Below are 19,808 nucleotides of genomic sequence, written 5' to 3'. Positions count from 1 at the left end.
GCCTGCGGGGATTGATGGTAGCGGACCGGGACCGGACATTGCGGTATCAAACCTTTCAGTCTGCGCGGATCAGGCCGCGCGGCGCGGCGATTCGCTCTCGAGCCACTCGATCAGCATGGTCAGCACATGGCGGATCGCCTGCTCCTGCTCGGCGCCGCGCGCCTCGATCGCGACGATGCGCTGCTGCAGGGCACCCAGTGTATCGGCCAGCGCGTCGAGCCGGGCATCAACCACCAGACTGGTGCCGGATGCAGCGGGCATGTCGGCGAGTTCGAGTACGGCTTTCTGCAGCTCCACGATCTGCTCGGCATGCGCGGCGATCGCCTGCTGCAGCCCGGCGAGCCCGGCCAGCGCGGCTGCGGGCAGCACGGCCTGGGGTGCCGCAGACGGAACCGGCGCGGCCAGCGGCGCCGGAGCCGGTGCGGGCGCATCGGGATCCGACAGCGTGCCGTCTCGTTCGAGATCGGCGATCACTTCTGAAAGCATTGCCGGCTCGATCCGCGCCTTCTGCTCGACCGCGCCCATCAGCAGTAGACGGCCGACGACCTGGTTGATCCGGCGCGGCAGGCAGCCGGTCGCGCGGGCGAGATCGGCGAACACGCGGCTGTCAAACGCCGGGTTGCCGTTCCAGCCGACGCAGGCAAGCCGGTGCAGGACATAGGGACCGACCTCTTCGGGCTCCATCGCCTCGAGGTGGTGCGTCGCGATCACACGCTGGCGAAGCTGCTCGAGCCGCGGCGAGGTCTGGAGGAGGTCGCGGAACTCGGGCTGGCCGAGCAGCAGGATCTGCAGCAGGGGATGGGCACCGAGCTGGAAGTTGGAAAGCATCCGCAGCTCTTCCAGCGCCTCGACCGCAAGGTTCTGCGCCTCGTCCACCACCAGCAGGCAGCGCCGCCCTGCGCGCGCTTCCTCGTGGAGGAACGCCTCGATCAGCGCCAGCGCGCTGGCCTTGTCATGACCCGCGACACCAAGGCCAAAGGCCCGCGCGGCCATATGCACCAATTCCTGCCCGTCGAGCCGGCTCGTCACGATCTGCGCAGCGGTCAGGCGCTGGCGGTCGATCGTGGCAAGCAGATGCGCCGCAAGCGTCGACTTGCCCGCGCCCACCGCGCCGGTGATGACAATGAAGCCCTCTCCCTGCGCGAGGCCATAACCAAGGTAGGACAAGGCCTTGCGGTGCGTTCCGCTCTCGAAATAGAATTCGGGATCGGGGGTAAGCTGGAAGGGCCGCCCGGTCAGCTTGTAGTAGGTGTCATACATCTTGGGGCACGCCCTTCTTCAGAAATTGTAACGCAGACCGACCTGCCCGGTCGCAACCAGCTCGTCGGGCAGAACCTTGCGGTTGAGCGAGTCGAGCCCGACCGCCGCGCTGCCCACCAGCCGGTTGGTGAACTGGCGCGAGATGCCGCCATTGATGCCCGCCGTGTTGACGTCGGCGAGCGGCGAGACGCCCGAACGATACCAGCTGTCATAGACACCAATGGTAAAGCCGGTGAACCGGTCGATCGGGCCGGAGAGCGAGCCGTTGACGTAGATCGTCTCGTCCGTGCGGCCATTGGCGCCGGCGAGCACGGTGCCGCGCGCGCCGATGAACTTGCGGCGCATGTAACCCGCGCCAAGGCCCATGCGCAGGCGCCCGGCCATGTGGCTGTAGGAGGCCGAAACGCCGCGGCTGCGGAACGAGGACGAAGCGATAGACCCCAGCGCGCCGTTGACGCATCCGCCGCCCTGCGCGCCCGCCGCGCAGCCGGAGATATCGCCGCTGAACGGGTTGCGGTCGGTGGTGAAGTCGGTCGGCAGCCCGCGCACCGCGTTGCCCACGGTCGAACCGAAGCCGGAGACCCCGTCGAACACGTTGATGTTGAGCGAGCTGCGCTCGTTCGGGTTGTAGGCGAGCGAGCCGTAGTAGGTCATGCTGTCATAGCGGCGGCCGACAAAGGCGCCGAGCGAAGTGCGCCGGCTCGGGCGCCACATCACGCCAACATCCCAGGTCAGCCCGCTCACGTCGTAAGCGATCTGGCGCGGTTTGGACTTGTCGGTCACATAGCGCCCGTCGCTGCCGACCACCGGCACGCCGCCGGGGCCGCGCACCGCATCGCGCGAGGAAACCTTGACGTCTTGCCAGCCAACATCGCCCACCACCGCCAGTTCGGAATTGACCGGCAAAGTCGCCTGAACCCCGGCACGCAGTTCGCGCACGCGCTGGTCAAGGTTGGAGATATCTTCCTGGTTGTAGCCCGCGCTGGCGCTGAGGCCGACCGGCAGCACCGTGCCCGGCGCGAACCCGGCCGAGACTTGCGCCGACTGCGCCACCGAATGATCAAAGATGTCGCCCTGCGGCTGCGGCTGCCCCTGCGGCGCGCCCGTCGCCTTGAGGCGCGGCGTGTTCACCTTGGTATAGCCGAGCAGGTACGAACCCTTGAGCGCAACATCACCCACATGAGTCGAAACTGCGGGCCCGGCGTAGAGCGAATAGACCTGCGCCACCCGGTCGCCGGTTTCCACCGATGCGCCGAGGCTGGAGGCCCCGCTCGCTTCAAAGCGCGTACGCGTGGCAAGGCCGCCGGCCTCGATCGTCAACTGGCGCGGGATCAGGTCATGGCGCACTCGCGCCAGGCCCGAGATCGTGTCATTGCTGGGAACACTGCCGACACTGCCGGAATTGCGCGTTTCGGCAAACCGCCGCTCATAACGCACCGAGACCGAACCCTCGGTGCGCCGCCCCGCGAGCGACATGTCGACGCCCGCCGCCACGCTGCTGTAGGTCAGCACCTCGTGCGTCGGCTCGAGCCGCGCGAGCACGCTTTGGCTGATTTCGATGTAAGGCTGAATCCGCATCCGCGCGCCGCCGCTGGCAGTGCCGATGCTGCGACTGCCGCGTGCGCCGGATGCATCACCCCGCCCGCTATCGCCGCCGGAAACGGTGTCGCTGTCACCAGGATCGCCATAAGGCAGCGACTGGGCGTGAAGGTCTCCCGCCGCGAGGGCAAGAGCCAGTACGCCGGCCGCGAATGCATGGGTCGAGATGCGGACCATGGTCATTCCTTGTACCCGTAGTAGGTGCCGAAGCGGCGACCGGTGGGTGAGAAGCGGGTGCAGTTGAGCAGCAGCTTGATGTCATCGCAGCCCGACAGCATGCTCACCGCATCGCGCAGTGCGGCCTCGCCGGTCTGGTCAGCGCGCACCACCATCAGCGTCTGGCCGACATGATGTGCCAGTTCGGACGCGGGCGAGGCGGCCAGCACCGGCGGACTGTCGAAGATCACGATGCGGTTGGGCGCCTGGAAGGTCAGCCGGTCGAGCACCTGCACGGTATGCGCCGCGGCAAGGTATTCGGTGTCCGACCCGGTGGAATTGCCTGCGGGCAGCACGAACAACCCTGCTATGTCGGTGCCGATGATGCAGTCCTCGACTGCGACCGTCGGATCGGCCAGCGCGTCCATCAGCCCCGGGCCGCCCGGCAGACCGAGCGCCGAAAGCACGCTCGGCTTGGCAAAGTCGGCATCGACGAGAAGCACCTCGGTGTCCTTCTCCGCCGCCATCGAAAGCGCGAGATTGACCGCACAGAACGTCTTGCCCTCGCCCGGCAGCGCCGAGCAGACAAGAATGCGCTCGCCATGTGCCGCGCCGCGACCCGCGCGCGATTCCGCTGCGGTCAGCAGCAGCTGACGCTTGACGATGCGGAACTCCTCGAGAAGGCCGGTGACCCCGCCTTCCGGCTCGATCAGGCACTGTTCGCGCAAGTGCTTGCGATCGATCGGATGGAATGTGCCGCGAAACGACTGGCGCGCAGGCGTGCCCTCGAACGCGGGCGGGGCGAGCACCGGCCGGCTCGGAGCGGCCACCGGAGCTGCAAGCTGCGGCGCCGCGGGTACGGCGGTTTCGGGCAGCTTCGGAGCGGCGGGAGCCTGGAACCCGCGCAAGTCGAATGTCCCGGCGGCCCGCTCGATCAGCGAGGGCGCGGCGGGTGTCTTGCCGGGAACGGGGATCTTGGTCTGTTCGGTCATGTCCGTCTCGCGCTCCCTCAGGCGACCATGCCGCGTTTCATGAATTCAACCGCGAGCAACACCACGAGCACCAACACGAGGCTCGCCGTTCCGCCCGCAAACCACTTGAGGTGCCGCCAGTATTCGCCGCGCGCACGCCGGGTCAGCGTCAAGGTGACCGAGCCGATTACCGGCATGCCGGTGGCGCGTTCGAGCTGGCCGGTCGTGGCATAGGCCGAGCGCAGCTGGCCAACCGCGAAGGCGCTGCCGCAGCCTGCGGCGATGCCCACGATCAGCACGAGGAACAGCAGCATCGGCCGGTCGGGAGCCGAGGGACTGCGCGGAGTCGTCGGCGGATCGATCACTTCGAACTTCACCGCATTGCGTTCGGTCTCGACCTGCCCGCGCAACCGCAACTGTTCGCGGTCGCGCAGCAGTTTGTCGTACTGCTCCTTGAGCACGTCATAGTCGCGGTTGATGCGTGCCGCCTCGGCGGCCAGACCGGGCTCGCTGTACTGGCGGCCAGTCAGCTGGGCGAGCTCCTGCTGGAGCGAAGTCTTGCGTGATTGCAGCCCAACAAGGCTCGCCTCGCGGTCGGCCTTGATCGACTGGAGCGAGGACCAGGCCGGGTTTGGCGCGCCGCCGGGACCCGCCTCGCCCGCCGCGCTGCGCGAGAGGCTGACGATCTGCGCCTTGAGCGCGATCACGTCGGGATGGCTGTCGGTCAGGCCGCGCGCCCGCATCGCGCCAAGATCGGCCTGCGCCTGAGCCAGCGAACCGCGCGCGCCGCCTTGCGCGCCGGGCACCATGATTGTCGGTGGGGTACCGGAAAGCTGCCCACGGATCGATGCCAGAGCGCTTTGCGCCGCGAGCAGATCGGATTCGACTCCGCGCAGCTCGGCCCGCGCGCTTTCGATCTTGCTCGAAAGCGAACCGTTGCCGGGCATCATTTCGGCGTTCTTGGCCTCGAAGGCTTGGCGCTTCTGCTCCGCCGCCTCGAGATCCTTCTGCCGGTCGGCCAGCTGCTGGTCCATGAAGGCCAGCGTGTCGCTCATCTCGCCGCGCCCGCCGGCGAGGTTTTCCTCGCGAAAGATGTCAATCATCTTCTGCACGATGTCCTGTGCCAGCTTGGCGTTCTGGACGTCGCTGAAGGCCTTGCTGCCAGAGTAGGCGGTGATCTCGAACAGGTTGTCCTGCTGGCTGACGACCTTGATGTACTTGGCCAGCGAGGCGACCGCCGCCTCCATCTGCTTGTCGGAGGTGACCTTGTCGCCCAAACGCGTTGCGCGCACGACCTTCTCGAGATTGACCGAGCTCGTCAGCGTCTGGCGCACGCGTTCGATGTCGCGCTTGCGGTCACCGCCGATGCCAATCTGGTCGGACAGCACGTCGTCGATCTGAACGAAGATGCGCGCTTTCGATTCGTAGGTATTGGGCACAGTCGCCACGACCAGCCAGCCGAGCAGGCAGACAACCCAGGCCGCGCCCAGCGCCAGCCAGCGGCGGTGCCAGATGCCGTAGAGCGCGATGCGCACTTCTTCATAGATGCTGGTCATGCCGCGCGCCCCGCAGCAGTTTCGTGCGTCGCCCGCGCCATCAGAAGGTGCTTTCCGGAATGATGATGACGTCGCCGGGCATCAGCATGACGTTGGCGCGGGTATCCCCCTTGCGCAGCAGATCGCCGATGCGCACGCCGTATTCCTTCTGCTTGCCGGTCTGCTTGTCGAAGCGCACCAGCCGCGCCTTGTTGCCTGCGGCATATTCCGAGAGCCCGCCCACCGCGATCATCGCGTCGAGCAGGGTCATGTTGGCGCGGTAGGGGATCGAAGCCGGCTTGCCGGTCGCGCCCACGATGCGGACCTGCTGGCTGAAGGTGCCCGAGAACTTGTTGACAATGACCGAGACGATCGGTTCCTGGATATATTGCGAAAGCTGGAGCTTGATGTCTTCGGCAAGCATCGAGGGGGTCTTGCCCACCGCCGGCATGTCGGTGATCAGCGGCGTGGTGATGCGCCCGTCGGGCCGCACCTGCACCGATGCGCCCAGTTCGGGGTTGCGCCACACGAAAATGGTAAGGTCGTCGAGCGGCCCGATCACGTATTCCTCGCCCGGGCCTTCCTGCAGCGCCACGAAGGAAGCCGGCGGCAATTGCGCCGCGCCGCCGCCGCCCGCGCAGCCGCCAAGCAACAGGCTCACCGTGGCCGTGGTGGCCAGCAACCTGGTGAGACGCGAATATCGTGGCATTGACCGTCCTTTTGCGCGTTTCGAATGGGCTGCCCCGGTGTCCCGCACTGGGACCAAAGGGAACTGTCCATGTTTTCCGGGCTATCGCCAAAAAGGGTGAAGATACCGTTAGTCCTGATGCCTCAGGACGAAGCCCGGCAAGCGGGTTTCCGGCCCAGTCCCGAAAGGGGACGGCGCGGCGGCCATAGGTTAATGGCCCAAAATCAGTAGCTTGTATTCACCAGCCGTTCAGCTGCTGGGCCATGCCCCAGGAAGTGTACGGGGCTTGCGCTCGCCCCATAGGCACCGGCGCAGAACACGGCGACAAGGTCGCCCTCAACGGCACGCGGGAAGCCGCCCTTGTCGGCCAGCCGGTCGAGCGGAGTGCACAGGCAACCGACTATGCTGGCCTCTTCCTCCACCGGTGCGCCAAACATCGTGGCGATGGCGCTGGGGTAATTGCGCCGCACCACGGTGCCGAAATTGCCACTGGCGGCAAGCTGGTGATGCAGCCCGCCATCGGTAACCAGGAAGACTTCGCCGTGGCTTTCCTTGCGGTCGACGATCCGCGTCAGATAGACCCCCGCTTCGCCCACCAGATAGCGGCCGAGCTCGACGCAGAATGCGGTTTCGGCAAGTACCGCAGGCAGCGCATTCAACTGCTCGCCCAGCTCCGCGCCCACGGCCGCGAGATCGAGCGGGACGTCGCCGGGAAAATAGGGAATGCCGAAACCACCGCCCAGATTGCAGGCCGGCAGCGCCGCGCCGCTTTCCTGCGCAAGCCGCGCCGCCAAGGCAATGGTCGCCGCCTGCATCTCGGCAATCGCGGCGGCATCCAATGTCTGGCTTCCGGCGTAAATATGAAGGCCCCGCCACTCTGCGCCCGAAGCAATGATCCGCTTCGCCAGCGCCGGCACCGCCGCAGCATCCACGCCAAACGGCTTGGCTCCGCCGCCCATCTTCATCCCCGATCCCTTGAGATCGAAATCGGGATTGACTCGGATCGCGAGGCGCGGCGCGCGTCCCAGCTTTTCGCCGATCGCCAAGGCCCGCTCAGCCTCGCGCGCGGACTCAAGGTTCAGCGTCACCCCGCGTGCGATCGCCGCCTCAAGGTCCGCATCGCGCTTGCCCGGCCCGGCAAAGCTGATCTTCTCCGGCGGCACACCTGCCGCCTCGGCCATGACCAGTTCCCCGCCCGAGGCGATATCGAACCCGTCGACCAGCCCGGCCATATGCCGCAGGACCGGCGCAAACGGATTGGCCTTCATCGCATAGTGCAGCGCCAGCCGATCCGGCAGCGCAGCGCGAAGGGCCGCCACGCGCGCCGTGATCAAGGCCCCGTCATAGACGAACAATGGCGAACCCGCCTCGGCCACCAGGTCGGACGCCTTGCGCCCGCCGATGGCAAGCTCGCCATCGATCGCGGCAAATCCAGAAGGGATGGGGCCAAGCGGCTTCATGGATCAGCCCTGTGGCACGGCGGCCGATAATTCCTGGTAAAGACCGGTCCGGTCGAGCTTGCCGTTGGGGCTCAGCGGCATTTCCGCGCGCCAGTGGATGGCCCGCGGCACCATGAAGCCGGGCAAAGCCTGCGCCAGCGCGCCATGCAATTGCGCCCCTGCCACCGCCGCATCGCCCTTTGCGCGCACCACAAGATGGATCGCCTGCCCCAGCGCCGGATCGGGCAGCCCGAGCGCAACCGCTTCGGCCACCAGCCCCGTCGCGATCGCGGCTTCCTCCACTTCCTGCGGGCTGACCCGGTTGCCGCTCGTCTTGATCATCGCATCGCGCCGCCCGGCAAAGTGCAATAGCCCCAAGGCATCGCGCCGCACCCTGTCGCCGGACCACACCGCCATGCCACCCAGCTTCGAAAACGCCGGCGCGGGCTTGAACCGTTCCGCCGTCCGCACCGCATCCTGCCAATACCCTTGCGCCACCAGCGGCCCGGCATGGACAAGTTCGCCTTCCTCGTCCGGCCCAGCCTCGCGCCCGTCGTCGGTCACGACCATGACCTCGGCAAAAGGAATCGCCGTGCCCATCGACGTCGGGTGCGCATCGACCAGCGCGGGATCGAGATAGGTGGACCGAAACGCCTCGGTCAGCCCATACATCGGAAACAATCGCGCTGCGGGAAACCGCTTCCGCAGTGCCCGAACCAGCGGCTCGGTCAGCGCGCCTCCGCTGTTGGTCAGGCGCCTCAGCTTCGCTGCCACGGCTTCCGGCCAGTCCAGTTCGGCCAGGTGCAACCACAAGGGCGGCACCGCGGCAATGGTGGTGATATCATGCCGCTCCACCGCCTTCAGCACATCGCGCGGCGTCAGGTAATCAAGCGGCACCACGGCACCCCCGGCAAACCAGGTCGAGAGCAGCTGGTTCTGCCCATAGTCAAACGCCAGCGGCAACACCGCCAGCACCCTGTCCACCTCCGTCACGGCAAGATAATGCGCCACGCTCACCGCGCCGAGCCACAAGTTGGCATGGCTCAGCATCACCCCCTTGGGACGCCCGGTGGAACCGCTGGTATAGAGGATCGCTGCCAGATCGTCAGGCGCCGCCGAAGAAGGCCCAAGCGGCGCGCAGGTCTCCGCCTCCGCCCACACCGCGCCTTCCTCGTGTGGCCTCGCCCCGGCCAGATCCTCCGTCTCCAGCGTTTGCAAGCGCGCCGGATTGGCGATCAGCAGCCGCGCCCCGCTGTCGGACAGGATATGCCCCACTTGGGCGCGCTTGAGCAACGGATTGACCGGCACATGCACCAGTCCCGCGCGCACTGCCGCCAAGGGCATCAGGCATGCAAGCTCGCTCTTGGGCAGCCACGTCGCCACGCGCGACCCGGCTTGCGGCACCATCGCCTTCAGCCACGCCGCCAATTGTCCTAAACGCTGATTTAACGCCTCATAGCTAAGGCTGCGGTCCCGCAAGACCAGCGCCGGCGCATCACGGGCTCCTTTAAGGACCAGATGATCCAGCGGATGGACTGTTGGATCAGGCGCAGCGGTCAAGCGGCTCTCTCGCAGGCAAGGGCAGGAACGAAGACTTGGGTTGCACGGTCTATCACGCTGATTTGCAGGAAGCGCAAGCCGACCCGGCGCTCGCCGTGCTGCTTGGCCGCTCACCCACCAGCGCGCCGTTCGACCGTCTGGACTGGCTCGCGCTTCTTGCCGAGCATTGCCTTCCAGCCGCCGAATGCCGCATCGCCGTCGCGCGCGAGGACGATGCGATCGCGGTCCTCCCCTTCTGCCGTAAGCCTGAAGGCGCCGCCTCCCTCGGCACCTGGTACAGCTTCTTCGTCCGCCCGCTGGTCAGCGATCCGGCCCGCGCCCCGGCACTCCTTGCCGCGATCGCACGCAGCCTCGCCCCCGCAGGCGCTGCCCGCCTGGGCCCCATGCCCGAGGCCGAAGCGCTCGCCCTTGCAGCGGCATTTCGGGCCGCAGGCTGGATCGGCGTGACCGAGCCTTGCGACACCAACCATGTCCTCAAGCTTGCAGGCCGCAACTTCGACCAGTACTGGACTGCCCGCCCCGGCGCGCTGCGCGAAACCGTCCGCCGCAAGACCGCGCGCGGCAAAGTCTCCCTGCGGATCGAAACCGCATTCAGCGCACCCGACTGGGCCGCCTATGAGGCTATCTACGCCAGGAGCTGGAAGCCCGAAGAAGGCAACCCAGAGTTCCTCCGCGCCTTCGCACGGGGTGAAGCCGCAGCCGGTGCGCTGCGCATGGGCCTCGCCGAGATCGACGGCGAGCCGGTCGCCGCGCAGTTCTGGACGGTCGAGGGCGGCACCGCGTGGATCCACAAGCTCGCGCACGATGAAACCCACCGTGCCCATTCGCCCGGTACGCTCCTCACCGCCGCGCTCTTCCGCCACGTGATCGACATCGACCGCGTCCACACCGTCGACTTCGGCACTGGCGACAATCCCTACAAGCGCGACTGGATGGAGAGCCAGCGCCCACGCTATGCGCTCCAGTTCTACCGCCCCGCCGCTGTCGGCCATTGGCCGGCACTCGCCCGCCTCGCCGCCCGCCGCCTCCTCCGCCCGCGCGCGGCCGCTGCGCTTGTTTCGCCGCAGGCCGCTGGCTAAACCGCCCGACCGATCATCCAAAGGCACCCACTGTGACCCAGACCAGCGAAACCGACACCATGCTACGCACGCTCCTTAGCGATGTGCTGGGCCTCGGTTCGGCGCGCGCCACCGCGCTGACGGCAGAAAGCGGCCTGTTCGGCGCGCTGCCCGAACTGGATTCCATGGCCGTCGCCGGGCTCCTCACTGAAATCGAGGATCGTTTCGACATCGTGATCGACGACGACGAAGTCGATGGCGACATGCTCGGCACCTTCGGCGATCTCCTCGCCTTCATCCGCGCCAAGCGCGGCGAGGGCTGAACCTGCAGATGCCGGCAACCTGGCCCTGCCCCGGTCCCGCCGGCATTGGCGACGAACTCGCCGTCGTCTTCGACCGCGCCCGCGCGGTCCGCCTGCTGATCGTTCCGCCGCTGTTCGAGGAAATGAACCGCACGCGGCGCATGCTGATCGAAACCCAGCGCGGGCTTGACGGCCTCGGCGTGGATTCGATCCTCCCCGATCTCCCCGGCTGCAATGAAAGCCCGCAGGCCTTTTCCGCGCAAAGCCTTGGCAGCTGGCGCGATGGCATGGCAGCCGCCGCGCGCCATTTCGCAGCAACGCATGTTCTTGCCGTGCGCGGCGGTGCGCTCGTCTTCCCAACCCGCCTCCCCGGTTGGGTGCTTGAACCCGCAAAAGGCGCGGCGATCCTGCGCCAGCTCCTGCGCGCCCGCACCCTGTCGGCGCGCGAGGCCGGCCTTGAGGAAAACAGCGCCGACCTCCTCGAGGCGGGCCGCAACCACGGCCTTGAACTCGCCGGTTATCGCCTCTCGGCCGCGTTGGTCGCCGGGCTTGATGCCGCTGTGCCGCAGGACGAAGGCCAGCGCGTGATCCGCCAGTCCGAACTTGGCGGCAGCCCCCTCTGGCTGCGCAGCGAACCCGGCGAAGACCCAGCCCAGTCCGCCGCTCTCGCCCGCATAATCGCAGCCGAGGCAAGCGCCTGATGCGCCGCCACCTTGCCTTTCCCTGCGGCGCGGATACGCTCGTCGGCACGCTCGACATGGAAGCCGCCACCGGTCCCGCCGCAATTCTCCTCGTCTCCGGCGGCCGCGAGGTTCGCGCGGGAAGCTGGGGCGGACAAGCGCAGATCGCCGCCCGCCTCGCCGCCGCCGGTATCCCCGTCCTGCGCTACGACCGGCGCGGTATCGGCGAGAGCGAAGGCACCGATCCCAGCTTCCTGAACACACGCGATGATCTTGCTGCCGCGCTCTCCGCTTTGCGAACCACCGTGCCCACGCTGCGCCGCGTGATCGCTTTCGGCAATTGCGACGCCGCCGCTGCGCTGATGCTCCATGGCGCCGAACTGGCCCTCGACGGCCTCGTTCTCGCCAACCCATGGACGCTGGAAACGGATGAAGCGCAAGCCGCCCCGCCCGAGGCGCTCCGCCGCCGCTACCTCGCCAAACTTGCCAATCCGCGCGAGGTGCTGCGCCTCCTCACCGGCGGCGTAAACCTCGCCAAGCTGGCGCGCGGCCTCAAACAGGCCGCATCCAACGCACCCAAATCCTCGCTGGTCGAGGCGATGGCTGCCAATCTCGCCCGCTTCCCCGGCCCGGTCACGATCCTGCTAGCAAGCGGCGACCGCACCGCGCAGATGTTCGAAGCCGTCTGGCCCGCCGCCGATCCGCGCATCCAGCGCCACGCCAGTTCAGGGCACAGCTTTGCGGGAGAGGATGCCCAGGACTGGCTGTTCGAGCGTCTGCTGGAAGCTGTGCGCTGAAGGCGTGCCCGCCCCATCGGTTCACCCCCGCTAACCTCGTCATTGCTTCGCAGCACTCACAATGACGAGGCGCTTGCTTGTCGTTGACTTGGGGTGCCTACTCCGCCGCCACCTTCTGCGCCGCCGCGAAGGCATGCTCCGCCAGAAACCGCTCGGCATCCAGCGCCGCCATGCACCCGGTGCCCGCCGCCGTCACCGCCTGGCGATACGTGTGGTCCATCACGTCGCCGCAAGCGAACACGCCCGGGATCGCCGTCTTGGGTGTGCCCGGCTGCACGACGATGTAACCGCTCTCATCCAGTTCCAGCTTGCCTTTGAACAGTTCGGTCGCGGGCGCATGGCCGATTGCGACGAAGGCGCCGTCGGTCGCCAGCGAAGAGGCCTCGCCCGTCACCGTATCGACCAGTTCTACCGCCTGCAGCACCCCGCCCGGCGCACCGGTAAAGCGGGTGACCGCCTTGTTCCACAGCACGGAAATACGCGGATTGCTCATCAGCCGATCTTGCAGGATCTTCTCGGCGCGCAAGCTGTCGCGCCGGTGGATCAAGGTCACGTCGGGCGAATGGTTGGTGAGGTAGAGCGCTTCTTCTACCGCGGTGTTACCGCCGCCGATCACGACCACCTTCTTGCCGCGATAGAAAAACCCGTCGCAGGTTGCGCAGGCCGAAACGCCCTTGCCGCCAAACTCCTGCTCACCCGAAACGCCCAGCCAGCGCGCCTGCGCGCCGGTGGCGATCACCAGCACATCGCCCTCATAGACATCGCCGCTGTCACCCACCGCGCGGAACGGCGGACCTTCGACGCTCACCTCGGTGATCGTGTCCCACAGCATCCGCGTGCCGACATGCTCGGCCTGCGCCTGCATTTCCTGCATCAGCCAAGGCCCCTGGATCACATCGCGAAAGCCGGGATAGTTTTCGACGTCCGTGGTGATCGTCAGCTGCCCGCCGGGCTGCAAGCCCTGAACCACGATCGGCTCCATCCCCGCGCGCGCGCCATAGATGGCGGCGGACAGCCCGGCCGGGCCGGAACCGATGATCAGCATGCGGGTCTTGTGGGTCGTTGCCATGAAATCCTCCAATGGGGGCGGGAAATAGGGCGCACCCATGCGGAATACGAGTCCCGCATGGGGGCTATTCCCCGATTTAGCGCTCTCCGGCCGCGAACCCCGGCCCGCAGATGCCCCGCCAGCCCCTACTTCAGGTAGCGCTTGTACCAATCCACGATGCGCTCCAGCCGGTCGCGCTGGAAGCTGGGCCGCGCGATGCCGTGGTTCTCGTCGGGATAGCCCACCAGCCGTGTCGGCACGCCGGTGAGCTTGAGCGCCTGATAGAGCTGCTGTCCTCCGATCAGCGGTACGTTGTCATCCGCGATCCCGCCCATGAACAGCGTCGGCGTCTTGATCCGGTCGGCATGGAGCAGCGGCTCGGAAAGCCGCAACCAAAGCGCGGTGTCCTGCCATGGCCCACCCAGCTCCTGCGAATACTGCTGGACATACTGGTCCACGCCGAACAGCGCGAAGATATTCCCCTCACCCGCCCCGCTGAAACCGGCCTTGAAGCGGTTGTCGCGCACGATCAGGAAATCGGTAAGGATGCCGCCATAGCTCCAGCCGCCCACGGCAAGCCGGGCCGGATCGGCAATGCCCTGCGCCACCGCCCAGTCCGTCGCGGCATGCAGGTCGATCACTTCCTTGTTGCCCCAGTCGGCCGCAATCGAGGTGCCATAGGCATCGCCGCGCCCCGAACTGCCGCGATAGTTGACCGCAAGCACGGCATAGCCTTGCGCCGCGATCCACTGGCGGATCGTATCAATTTCATGCGAATCCTGCGCAGTCGGCCCGCCATGGATCCACAGCACCGTGGGATAGCGCTGGCCCTGCACATAGCCCGCAGGAAGCGTGAGCAGCCCGTGAACCTCGCTGCCGTCGCTTGTCTTTGCAGCAAAATCGCGCACCGGCGACCAGGCAATGCCTGCATTAAGCGTCCGGTTGTGCGAGGTCAAAGCGCGCATCGCGCCGCCTTCCAGCGCATAGACTTCGGGCATCACATCATCGCCGCTGGCGATCACCGCCCGCGGCGCCTTGGGGTCCTTGGCGCCGCACTGATCGGCAACGGCCAACTTGCCATCGCCCAGCCGCTGGATCGCACCCGAAGCCGGATCGATCACCGCCGCGATCTCGTGCCGGTCCTCGGCGAGTACCGCCCCGATGCGCCCGCCGCCCAGATCAACCAGCCGCTGCACATAAGTGTCCGCCGTCGAGGTCACCGTCCTCGTTTGCCCGCTCGCCACCACGGTCTCGGCCAGATGCGGCTGGTTGTACTGGTTGAGCTTGGGCTCATTGCCCACCAGATGCGTGATCTTCGTGCCATCGGCTGACCAGATCAGCGCCTGCCCCGAGGCACTTGGCAGCTTGGCCACTACGCGCGGTGCCGAGCCCGCTTTCGCTTCCACTACGGTCAGCCACTGGGTCGCGGGTGCCACCGGATCAAGCGCGTGATTGGCCAGATAGGCGATGGTCTTGCCATCAGGTGACCATTCTGCAGCGCCCGCATCAAACGAATCCGAAGCCGTCAGCCGCGCCTCGGTCTTCGTCGCCACGTCAAACTGCGCGAGATGCGCATGGTCCGTGGCCGTGAGGAATCCCGTCCCGTCCTCCTTGAACTTCATATCATCGACCACCACCGGCAGCGGCCGCTCCGGGTCATCCTTGGGCGGCTCGATCGCGGGATCGGTAATCGTCAGCAACAACGTTTTCGAATCGGGCGACCAGCGGAAATCCGCAATCGAGCCCTTCACGTCGGTAAGCTTCTGCGCCTCGCCCCCGCGCCGGTCGAGCAGCCAGATCTGCGCCTGCTTGTCCTTGCCCCGCTTGGACAGGAACGCGATCGTTCGGCCATCGGGGCTGAAAGCGGGCGCGCTCGCACTATCCTCGCTACTTGTAAGCTGCAGCGGCGCGGCGCCGCCCTTGGCCACCGCCAGATCAACCAGCCACAGCGCCTTGCGCCGCTTGTCGGCCTTGGTATCGGCCTCGTTCAACACATAGACCGCCTGCCGGCCGTCCGGCGCGCAAGTCAGGCCAGAAAGCGATCGCATGGCCTGGATGTCGTCGATGGTGATCGGATGCCGCGCCGGCGCCGCTGCGCCTTCGGCCGCCGCCAGCGGCAATCCGGTCAGCAGCGCGCCTGCAGCCACCCCGAACCCCAGACCCTTGCGCCAAGTCCTCGTCGCCATCGCTCGCTCCCCCTTTGAATCCCGGACAATTAGGGAGCCTAACCGGCCTGCCCGGCCACGGCAATCAGCACCTAAAGCCATGACAACCGCGCACGGTGGGTTAGGATGCCGGCATGGCAGGCCATCTCGAATTCAACACCACGATGAGCGACGCGCTGGTGGTCCTGGGCGCGGCGGGCGTGATCATCCCCGCCTTCGCCCGCGCCCGGATCACGCCGGTCATAGGCTTTATCCTCGTCGGCGTCCTCGTCGGCCCCTTCGGCCTCGGCCGCCTCGTCAGCCAGGTCCCCGCGCTCTACTACGTCACGATAACCCGCCCCGAAGCGATCGGCCCTTTTGCCGAACTCGGCGTGATCCTGCTGCTCTTCGAAATCGGCCTGGAACTCTCGTTCGCCCGCCTTTGGGAGATGCGCACGCAGGTCTTCGGCCTCGGCGCCGCCAAACTGGCACTCTCCGCCGCGCTTCTTGTCCTCGTGCTTCTGGCGATGGGGCAAGAAACCCCCGCCGCCGCCGGTCTCGGCATCGCGCTCGCGCTCTCCTCCACCGCGCTTGTCCTGCCCATTGCGGGCACGCGGAGCCCCGTCGGGCGCAAGGCGCTCGCCATGCTCCTGCTCGAGGATATCGCGCTCGTCCCCATCATCTTCGTGCTCGGCGCCTTCGGCCCAGGCGGGACCAGCAGCGCGCGCCTGATCGAGACGCTGTGGAGCGGCGGGCTGGTCGTGCTTGTCATGCTCACGCTTGGCCGCTTTCTCCTGCCGCGCCTTTTCGCCAGCGCCGCGCGCACCAAGAGCCCGGAGCTGTTCCTCGCTTTCAGCCTCCTTGTCGTCATCGCCGCCGCCCTCGCGACCGCAGGCGTCGGCCTGTCCCCGATCATGGGCGCGCTGCTCGCCGGCCTGCTCATCGCCGAAACCGACTACTCGCGCGAAGTCGAGGCGCTCACCGCCCCGTTCAAGGGCCTTGCGCTCGGTGTGTTCCTCATCACCGTCGGCATGGGTATCGATGTCACCGAAATCTGGCGCCAGCTTGGCGCCATCGCGCTGGGTGTAGCCGCGGTTCTCGCCGCGAAAGCCGTGGTCACCGCGCTGCTGCTTCGCCTTGGCGGCGCGAGCCGGGGCATGGCGGCAGAGGCTGGCCTGCTTCTCGCCTCACCGTCCGAGACCACGCTGATCGTCCTCGCCGCCGCGGCTGCTGCCGGGCTCGTCGGGCATGAAACCGCGCAGTTCTGGCAAATCGTCACCGCGCTTGGCCTCACGCTCACACCGCTGCTCGCCATGGCCGGTCGCCGCCTCGCCCGCCGCATCGACCGCCCGCAGGATAGCCCCGTGCAGGAGCTTCCCGCCGATGCCGAAGGCCAGGCGCTCGTCTTCGGTTATGGACGCGTCGGCCGCCTCGTCGGCGCCATGCTGGCCCGCCACGATGTGCCCTGGCTCGCGCTTGATGCCGATCCTGCGCTTGTCGCCGAGGCGCGCGCCGCCGGGCAGCCGGTGCTTTACGGCAATGTCGCCAACGCCGCGCTGCTCGAGAAGATCCACCTCGCCCGCGCCCGCGCCGTCATCGTCACGATGGACGAGCCAGTCCTCGTCAGCCGCACCGTGCGCCGCATCCGCGCCGCGCACCCCGACCTTCCCATCATCGTGCGCGCGCGCGACACCGCCCACGCCGCCGAACTCTACCGCGCCGGCGCCAGCGACGCGGTGCCCGAAACGCTCGAAAGCTCGCTCCAGCTCTCCGAAGCCGTGCTTGTCGACATGGGGGTTGCCATGGGCCCCGTCATCGCCTCGATCCACGAAATGCGCGACGAACTGCGCGAGACAATCATGCGAGAAGGGGGGCTTGAGGAGAAGCCGCGCCTGAAGGCAGCGGGACTGCGCGATCGCTAACCCGCGAGAACCGCCTTCGCCGCCGCAATCGCCTCCGCCGCCTTGGCGCCGTCCGGACCGCCGCCCTGCGCCATGTCTGGCCGGCCGCCGCCGCCCTTGCCGCCCAGCGCCTCGACGCCTGCCCGCACCAGATCGACCGCGCTGACCTTTCCGGCAAGATCCTCGGTCACCGCCGCAGCAATGCTCGCCTTGCCTTCGTTGACCGCAACGATGACCGCCACGCCCGAACCCATCCGCGCCTTCGCCTGATCCAGAAGCCCGCGCAGCTCCTTGGGGTCGAGCCCTTCGAGCACCTGGCCGGAGAAAGTCACATCGCCGACCTTCTCGTCCGCGCCTTCGGCCTTGGCCCCGCCGCCGCCAAGCGCCAGCGCCTTCTTCGCCTCGGCCAGTTCACGCTCAAGCTTGCGCCGCTCGTCGAGCAGCGCGCCGACCCGCGCTTCCACATCATCCGGCGTCGTGCGCAAGAGGCCCGCCGCGCGCTTCAGCGCTTCCTCGCGGCCGACGAGCCACGCACGCGCGCCCTCGCCCGTCAGCGCCTCAATGCGCCGCACGCCCGAGGAAACCGCGCCTTCGCCCACGATCCGCAGCACGCCGATATCACCCAGGGCGCGCACATGGGTGCCTCCGCACAGCTCGACCGAATAAGGCGCGTCTTTCCCGGTACCCATGCTCAGCACACGTACTTCATCGCCGTACTTCTCGCCGAACAGCGCCATCGCACCCGCCGCAATCGCGTCCTCGGGTGTCATCAGCCGTGTCGTTACCGGCGCATTGGCGCGGATTTCGGCGTTCACTTCGGCCTCGATCGCCGCGATGTCCTCAGGCGAGAGCGCGGTCGGCTGCGAAAAATCGAAGCGCAGCCGGTCAGCCGAAACCATCGAGCCCTTCTGCGTCACATGCGCGCCCAGCCGGTTGCGCAACGCCTGGTGCAGCAAGTGTGTCGCCGAATGGTTCGCGCGCGTGGCATCGCGCCGCGCAACGTCGATCGCCAGCACCACGGCATCGCCGACCTTGACCGACCCGGCCTCGACCGTGCCCACATGCGCATGCAGCCGCCCCAAGGGCTTGGCCGTATCGCTCACCGCAATGCGGAGGCCCTCGATGGTCGTTATCGTCCCGGCATCGCCCATCTGGCCGCCGCTTTCGCCGTAGAACGGCGTCTGGTTGGTCAGCACGGTGACTGCCTCGCCCGCACGGGCCTCGGCCAATTCCTTGCCGTCCTTTACCAGCGCGACAACCACGCCCTCGCCCACATTGGCGGTATAGCCGGTGAACTCGGTCGCGCCTTCGCGCTCGGCAATGTCGAACCACACTTCGCTGTCGGCAGTCTGGCCAGAGCCCTTCCACGCCGCGCGCGCCGCTGCCTTCTGCTGCGCCATCGCCGCCTCGAACCCGGCGCGGTCCACCGAAATACCGCGCGCCCTGAGCGCGTCCTCGGTCAAATCATAGGGGAAACCGAAGGTGTCATAGAGCTTGAACGCGGTCTCACCAGGCAGGCTGTCGCCCTCGCCCAGATCGCCGGCTTCTTCGTCAAGCAGGCGTAGGCCGTTGGCGAGTGTGCGGCGGAACTGCACTTCCTCGCGCAGCAGGGTTTCTTCGACCAGCGGCTGCGCCCGGCCAAGCTCCGGGAACGCCTGCCCCATTTCGGTGACGAGCGAGCCCACCAGCCGGTGCATCAGGGGCTCCTTCGCGCCCAGCAGATGCGCATGGCGCATCGCACGGCGCATGATCCGCCGCAGCACATAGCCGCGCCCTTCGTTGCTCGGCAGCACACCGTCCGCCAGCAGGAAGCTCGACGAGCGCAAATGGTCCGCAATCACGCGGTGGCTCGCGCGGCTCTCGCCCTCGGCCTTGGTGCCGGTCAGGCTCTCCGACGCCGCGATCAGCGCGCGGAAGGTATCGGTGTCATAGTTGTCGTGCTCGCCCTGCAGCACGGCGGCGATGCGCTCCAGCCCCATGCCGGTGTCGATGCTCGGGCTCGGCAGGTTCGTGCGGCTGCCGTCGGCGGCCTGCTCGAACTGCATGAACACCAGGTTCCAGATTTCGATGAAGCGGTCGCCGTCCTCGTCCGGCGATCCCGGCGGGCCGCCGAAGATATGCGCGCCGTGATCGTAGAAGATTTCCGAGCACGGCCCGCACGGGCCGGTATCGCCCATCGACCAGAAGTTGTCGGAAGTCGGAATGCGGATGATCCGGTCATCGCTCAGGCCGGCGATCTTCTGCCAAAGGCCGAACGCCTCGTCGTCGGTGTGATAGACCGTGACCAGCAGCTTGTCCTTGGGCAGCCCCCACTCGCGCGTCAGCAGGGTCCAGGCATGGGTGATCGCCTGTTCCTTGAAGTAATCGCCGAACGAGAAATTGCCGAGCATCTCGAAGAACGTGTGGTGGCGCGCGGTGTAGCCCACGTTGTCGAGATCGTTGTGCTTGCCGCCCGCCCGCACGCACTTCTGCGAAGATGTCGCGCGCTTGGTGGCCCGCGTTTCGAGCCCTGTGAACACGTTCTTGAACGGGACCATGCCCGCATTGGTGAACATGAGCGTCGGGTCGTTATACGGCACCAGCGGCGCGGAAGGCACGATCTCGTGCCCGGCGGCGCCGAAGTAGTCGAGAAAGGACCGGCGGATTTCGTTCGTCGAGGTCATGAAAAGC

15 protein-coding genes are annotated in these 19,808 nt (G+C 67.3%); 5 read left to right on the top strand and 10 right to left on the bottom strand.

All coding sequences use genetic code 11. The features are described 5' to 3' along the window. Positions 1-69: 69 nt before the first annotated feature. The 7 genes from WCL10_RS09255 to WCL10_RS09225 form a co-directional block, all read right to left on the bottom strand. Positions 70-1,260: an XrtA/PEP-CTERM system-associated ATPase gene (locus WCL10_RS09255; protein WP_336895343.1), complete on the bottom strand. Its 1,191-nt coding sequence runs from the start codon at positions 1,258-1,260 to the stop codon at positions 70-72. 18 nt (positions 1,261-1,278) lie between these two features. Further along, positions 1,279-3,036, bottom strand: coding sequence for a preprotein translocase subunit YajC (locus WCL10_RS09250; protein ID WP_336895342.1), 1,758 nt, complete (start codon positions 3,034-3,036; stop codon positions 1,279-1,281). A gap of 2 nt (positions 3,037-3,038) precedes the next feature. Next, complete coding sequence (locus tag WCL10_RS09245; RefSeq protein WP_336895341.1) at positions 3,039-4,007, bottom strand: capsular biosynthesis protein; 969 nt, start codon at positions 4,005-4,007, stop codon at positions 3,039-3,041. A 17-nt stretch (positions 4,008-4,024) separates the two neighbouring features. Further along, positions 4,025-5,542: an XrtA system polysaccharide chain length determinant gene (locus WCL10_RS09240; RefSeq protein WP_336895340.1), complete on the bottom strand. Its 1,518-nt coding sequence runs from the start codon at positions 5,540-5,542 to the stop codon at positions 4,025-4,027. 40 nt (positions 5,543-5,582) lie between these two features. Beyond that, positions 5,583-6,230: an XrtA/PEP-CTERM system exopolysaccharide export protein gene (locus WCL10_RS09235; RefSeq protein WP_336895339.1), complete on the bottom strand. Its 648-nt coding sequence runs from the start codon at positions 6,228-6,230 to the stop codon at positions 5,583-5,585. Positions 6,231-6,433: 203 nt separating this feature from the next. Then, positions 6,434-7,669: a pyridoxal-dependent decarboxylase, exosortase A system-associated gene (locus WCL10_RS09230; RefSeq protein ID WP_336895338.1), complete on the bottom strand. Its 1,236-nt coding sequence runs from the start codon at positions 7,667-7,669 to the stop codon at positions 6,434-6,436. A 3-nt stretch (positions 7,670-7,672) separates the two neighbouring features. Next, positions 7,673-9,208, bottom strand: coding sequence for an acyl-CoA ligase (AMP-forming), exosortase A system-associated (locus tag WCL10_RS09225; protein WP_336895337.1), 1,536 nt, complete (start codon positions 9,206-9,208; stop codon positions 7,673-7,675). A gap of 35 nt (positions 9,209-9,243) precedes the next feature. Between WCL10_RS09225 and WCL10_RS09220 the strand changes: the two genes are divergently transcribed. The 4 genes from WCL10_RS09220 to WCL10_RS09205 are packed head-to-tail and all read left to right on the top strand — an operon-like array spanning position 9,244 to position 12,045. Next, the gene (locus WCL10_RS09220; RefSeq protein WP_336895336.1) at positions 9,244-10,287 is read left to right on the top strand and encodes a GNAT family N-acetyltransferase; all 1,044 of its coding nucleotides are present in this window, start codon (positions 9,244-9,246) and stop codon (positions 10,285-10,287) included. 59 nt (positions 10,288-10,346) lie between these two features. After that, positions 10,347-10,589 (top strand): phosphopantetheine-binding protein, encoded by a 243-nt coding sequence (locus WCL10_RS09215; protein WP_336895411.1) that lies wholly within the window; start codon positions 10,347-10,349, stop codon positions 10,587-10,589. A gap of 8 nt (positions 10,590-10,597) precedes the next feature. Then, positions 10,598-11,269, top strand: coding sequence for a hypothetical protein (locus WCL10_RS09210; protein WP_336895335.1), 672 nt, complete (start codon positions 10,598-10,600; stop codon positions 11,267-11,269). Continuing rightward, entirely contained in the window at positions 11,269-12,045 is a 777-nt protein-coding gene (locus WCL10_RS09205; RefSeq protein ID WP_336895334.1) for a hydrolase 1, exosortase A system-associated, read from the top strand. Before WCL10_RS09210 ends, WCL10_RS09205 begins: the two co-directional genes overlap by 1 nt. Positions 12,046-12,142: 97 nt before the next feature. On the opposite strand, the gene trxB is transcribed toward WCL10_RS09205, so the two are convergent. Both trxB and WCL10_RS09195 read right to left on the bottom strand, forming a co-directional pair. Continuing rightward, on the bottom strand, positions 12,143-13,114 hold the full coding sequence (trxB, locus tag WCL10_RS09200; RefSeq protein WP_336895333.1) for a thioredoxin-disulfide reductase: 972 nt from the start codon (positions 13,112-13,114) through the stop codon (positions 12,143-12,145). Between the two features lie 125 nt (positions 13,115-13,239). Then, on the bottom strand, positions 13,240-15,279 hold the full coding sequence (locus WCL10_RS09195; protein ID WP_336895332.1) for a S9 family peptidase: 2,040 nt from the start codon (positions 15,277-15,279) through the stop codon (positions 13,240-13,242). Positions 15,280-15,392: 113 nt separating this feature from the next. Here WCL10_RS09195 and WCL10_RS09190 point away from each other — a divergent pair, with 113 nt between their 5' ends. Further along, positions 15,393-17,159: a cation:proton antiporter gene (locus WCL10_RS09190; RefSeq protein WP_336895331.1), complete on the top strand. Its 1,767-nt coding sequence runs from the start codon at positions 15,393-15,395 to the stop codon at positions 17,157-17,159. Here WCL10_RS09190 and alaS read toward each other — a convergent pair. Further along, positions 17,156-19,801, bottom strand: a complete 2,646-nt coding sequence (alaS, locus tag WCL10_RS09185) for an alanine--tRNA ligase (protein WP_336895330.1) — start codon at positions 19,799-19,801, stop codon at positions 17,156-17,158. The genes WCL10_RS09190 and alaS overlap by 4 nt on opposite strands. Positions 19,802-19,808: the final 7 nt, after the last annotated feature.

It is taken from the genome of Novosphingobium sp. (genome assembly GCF_037133355.1).
Lineage (GTDB): Bacteria > Pseudomonadota > Alphaproteobacteria > Sphingomonadales > Sphingomonadaceae > Novosphingobium.
Note: the sequence above shows the minus strand (reverse complement) of the source record. Positions and strands in the feature narration are given on the sequence as shown.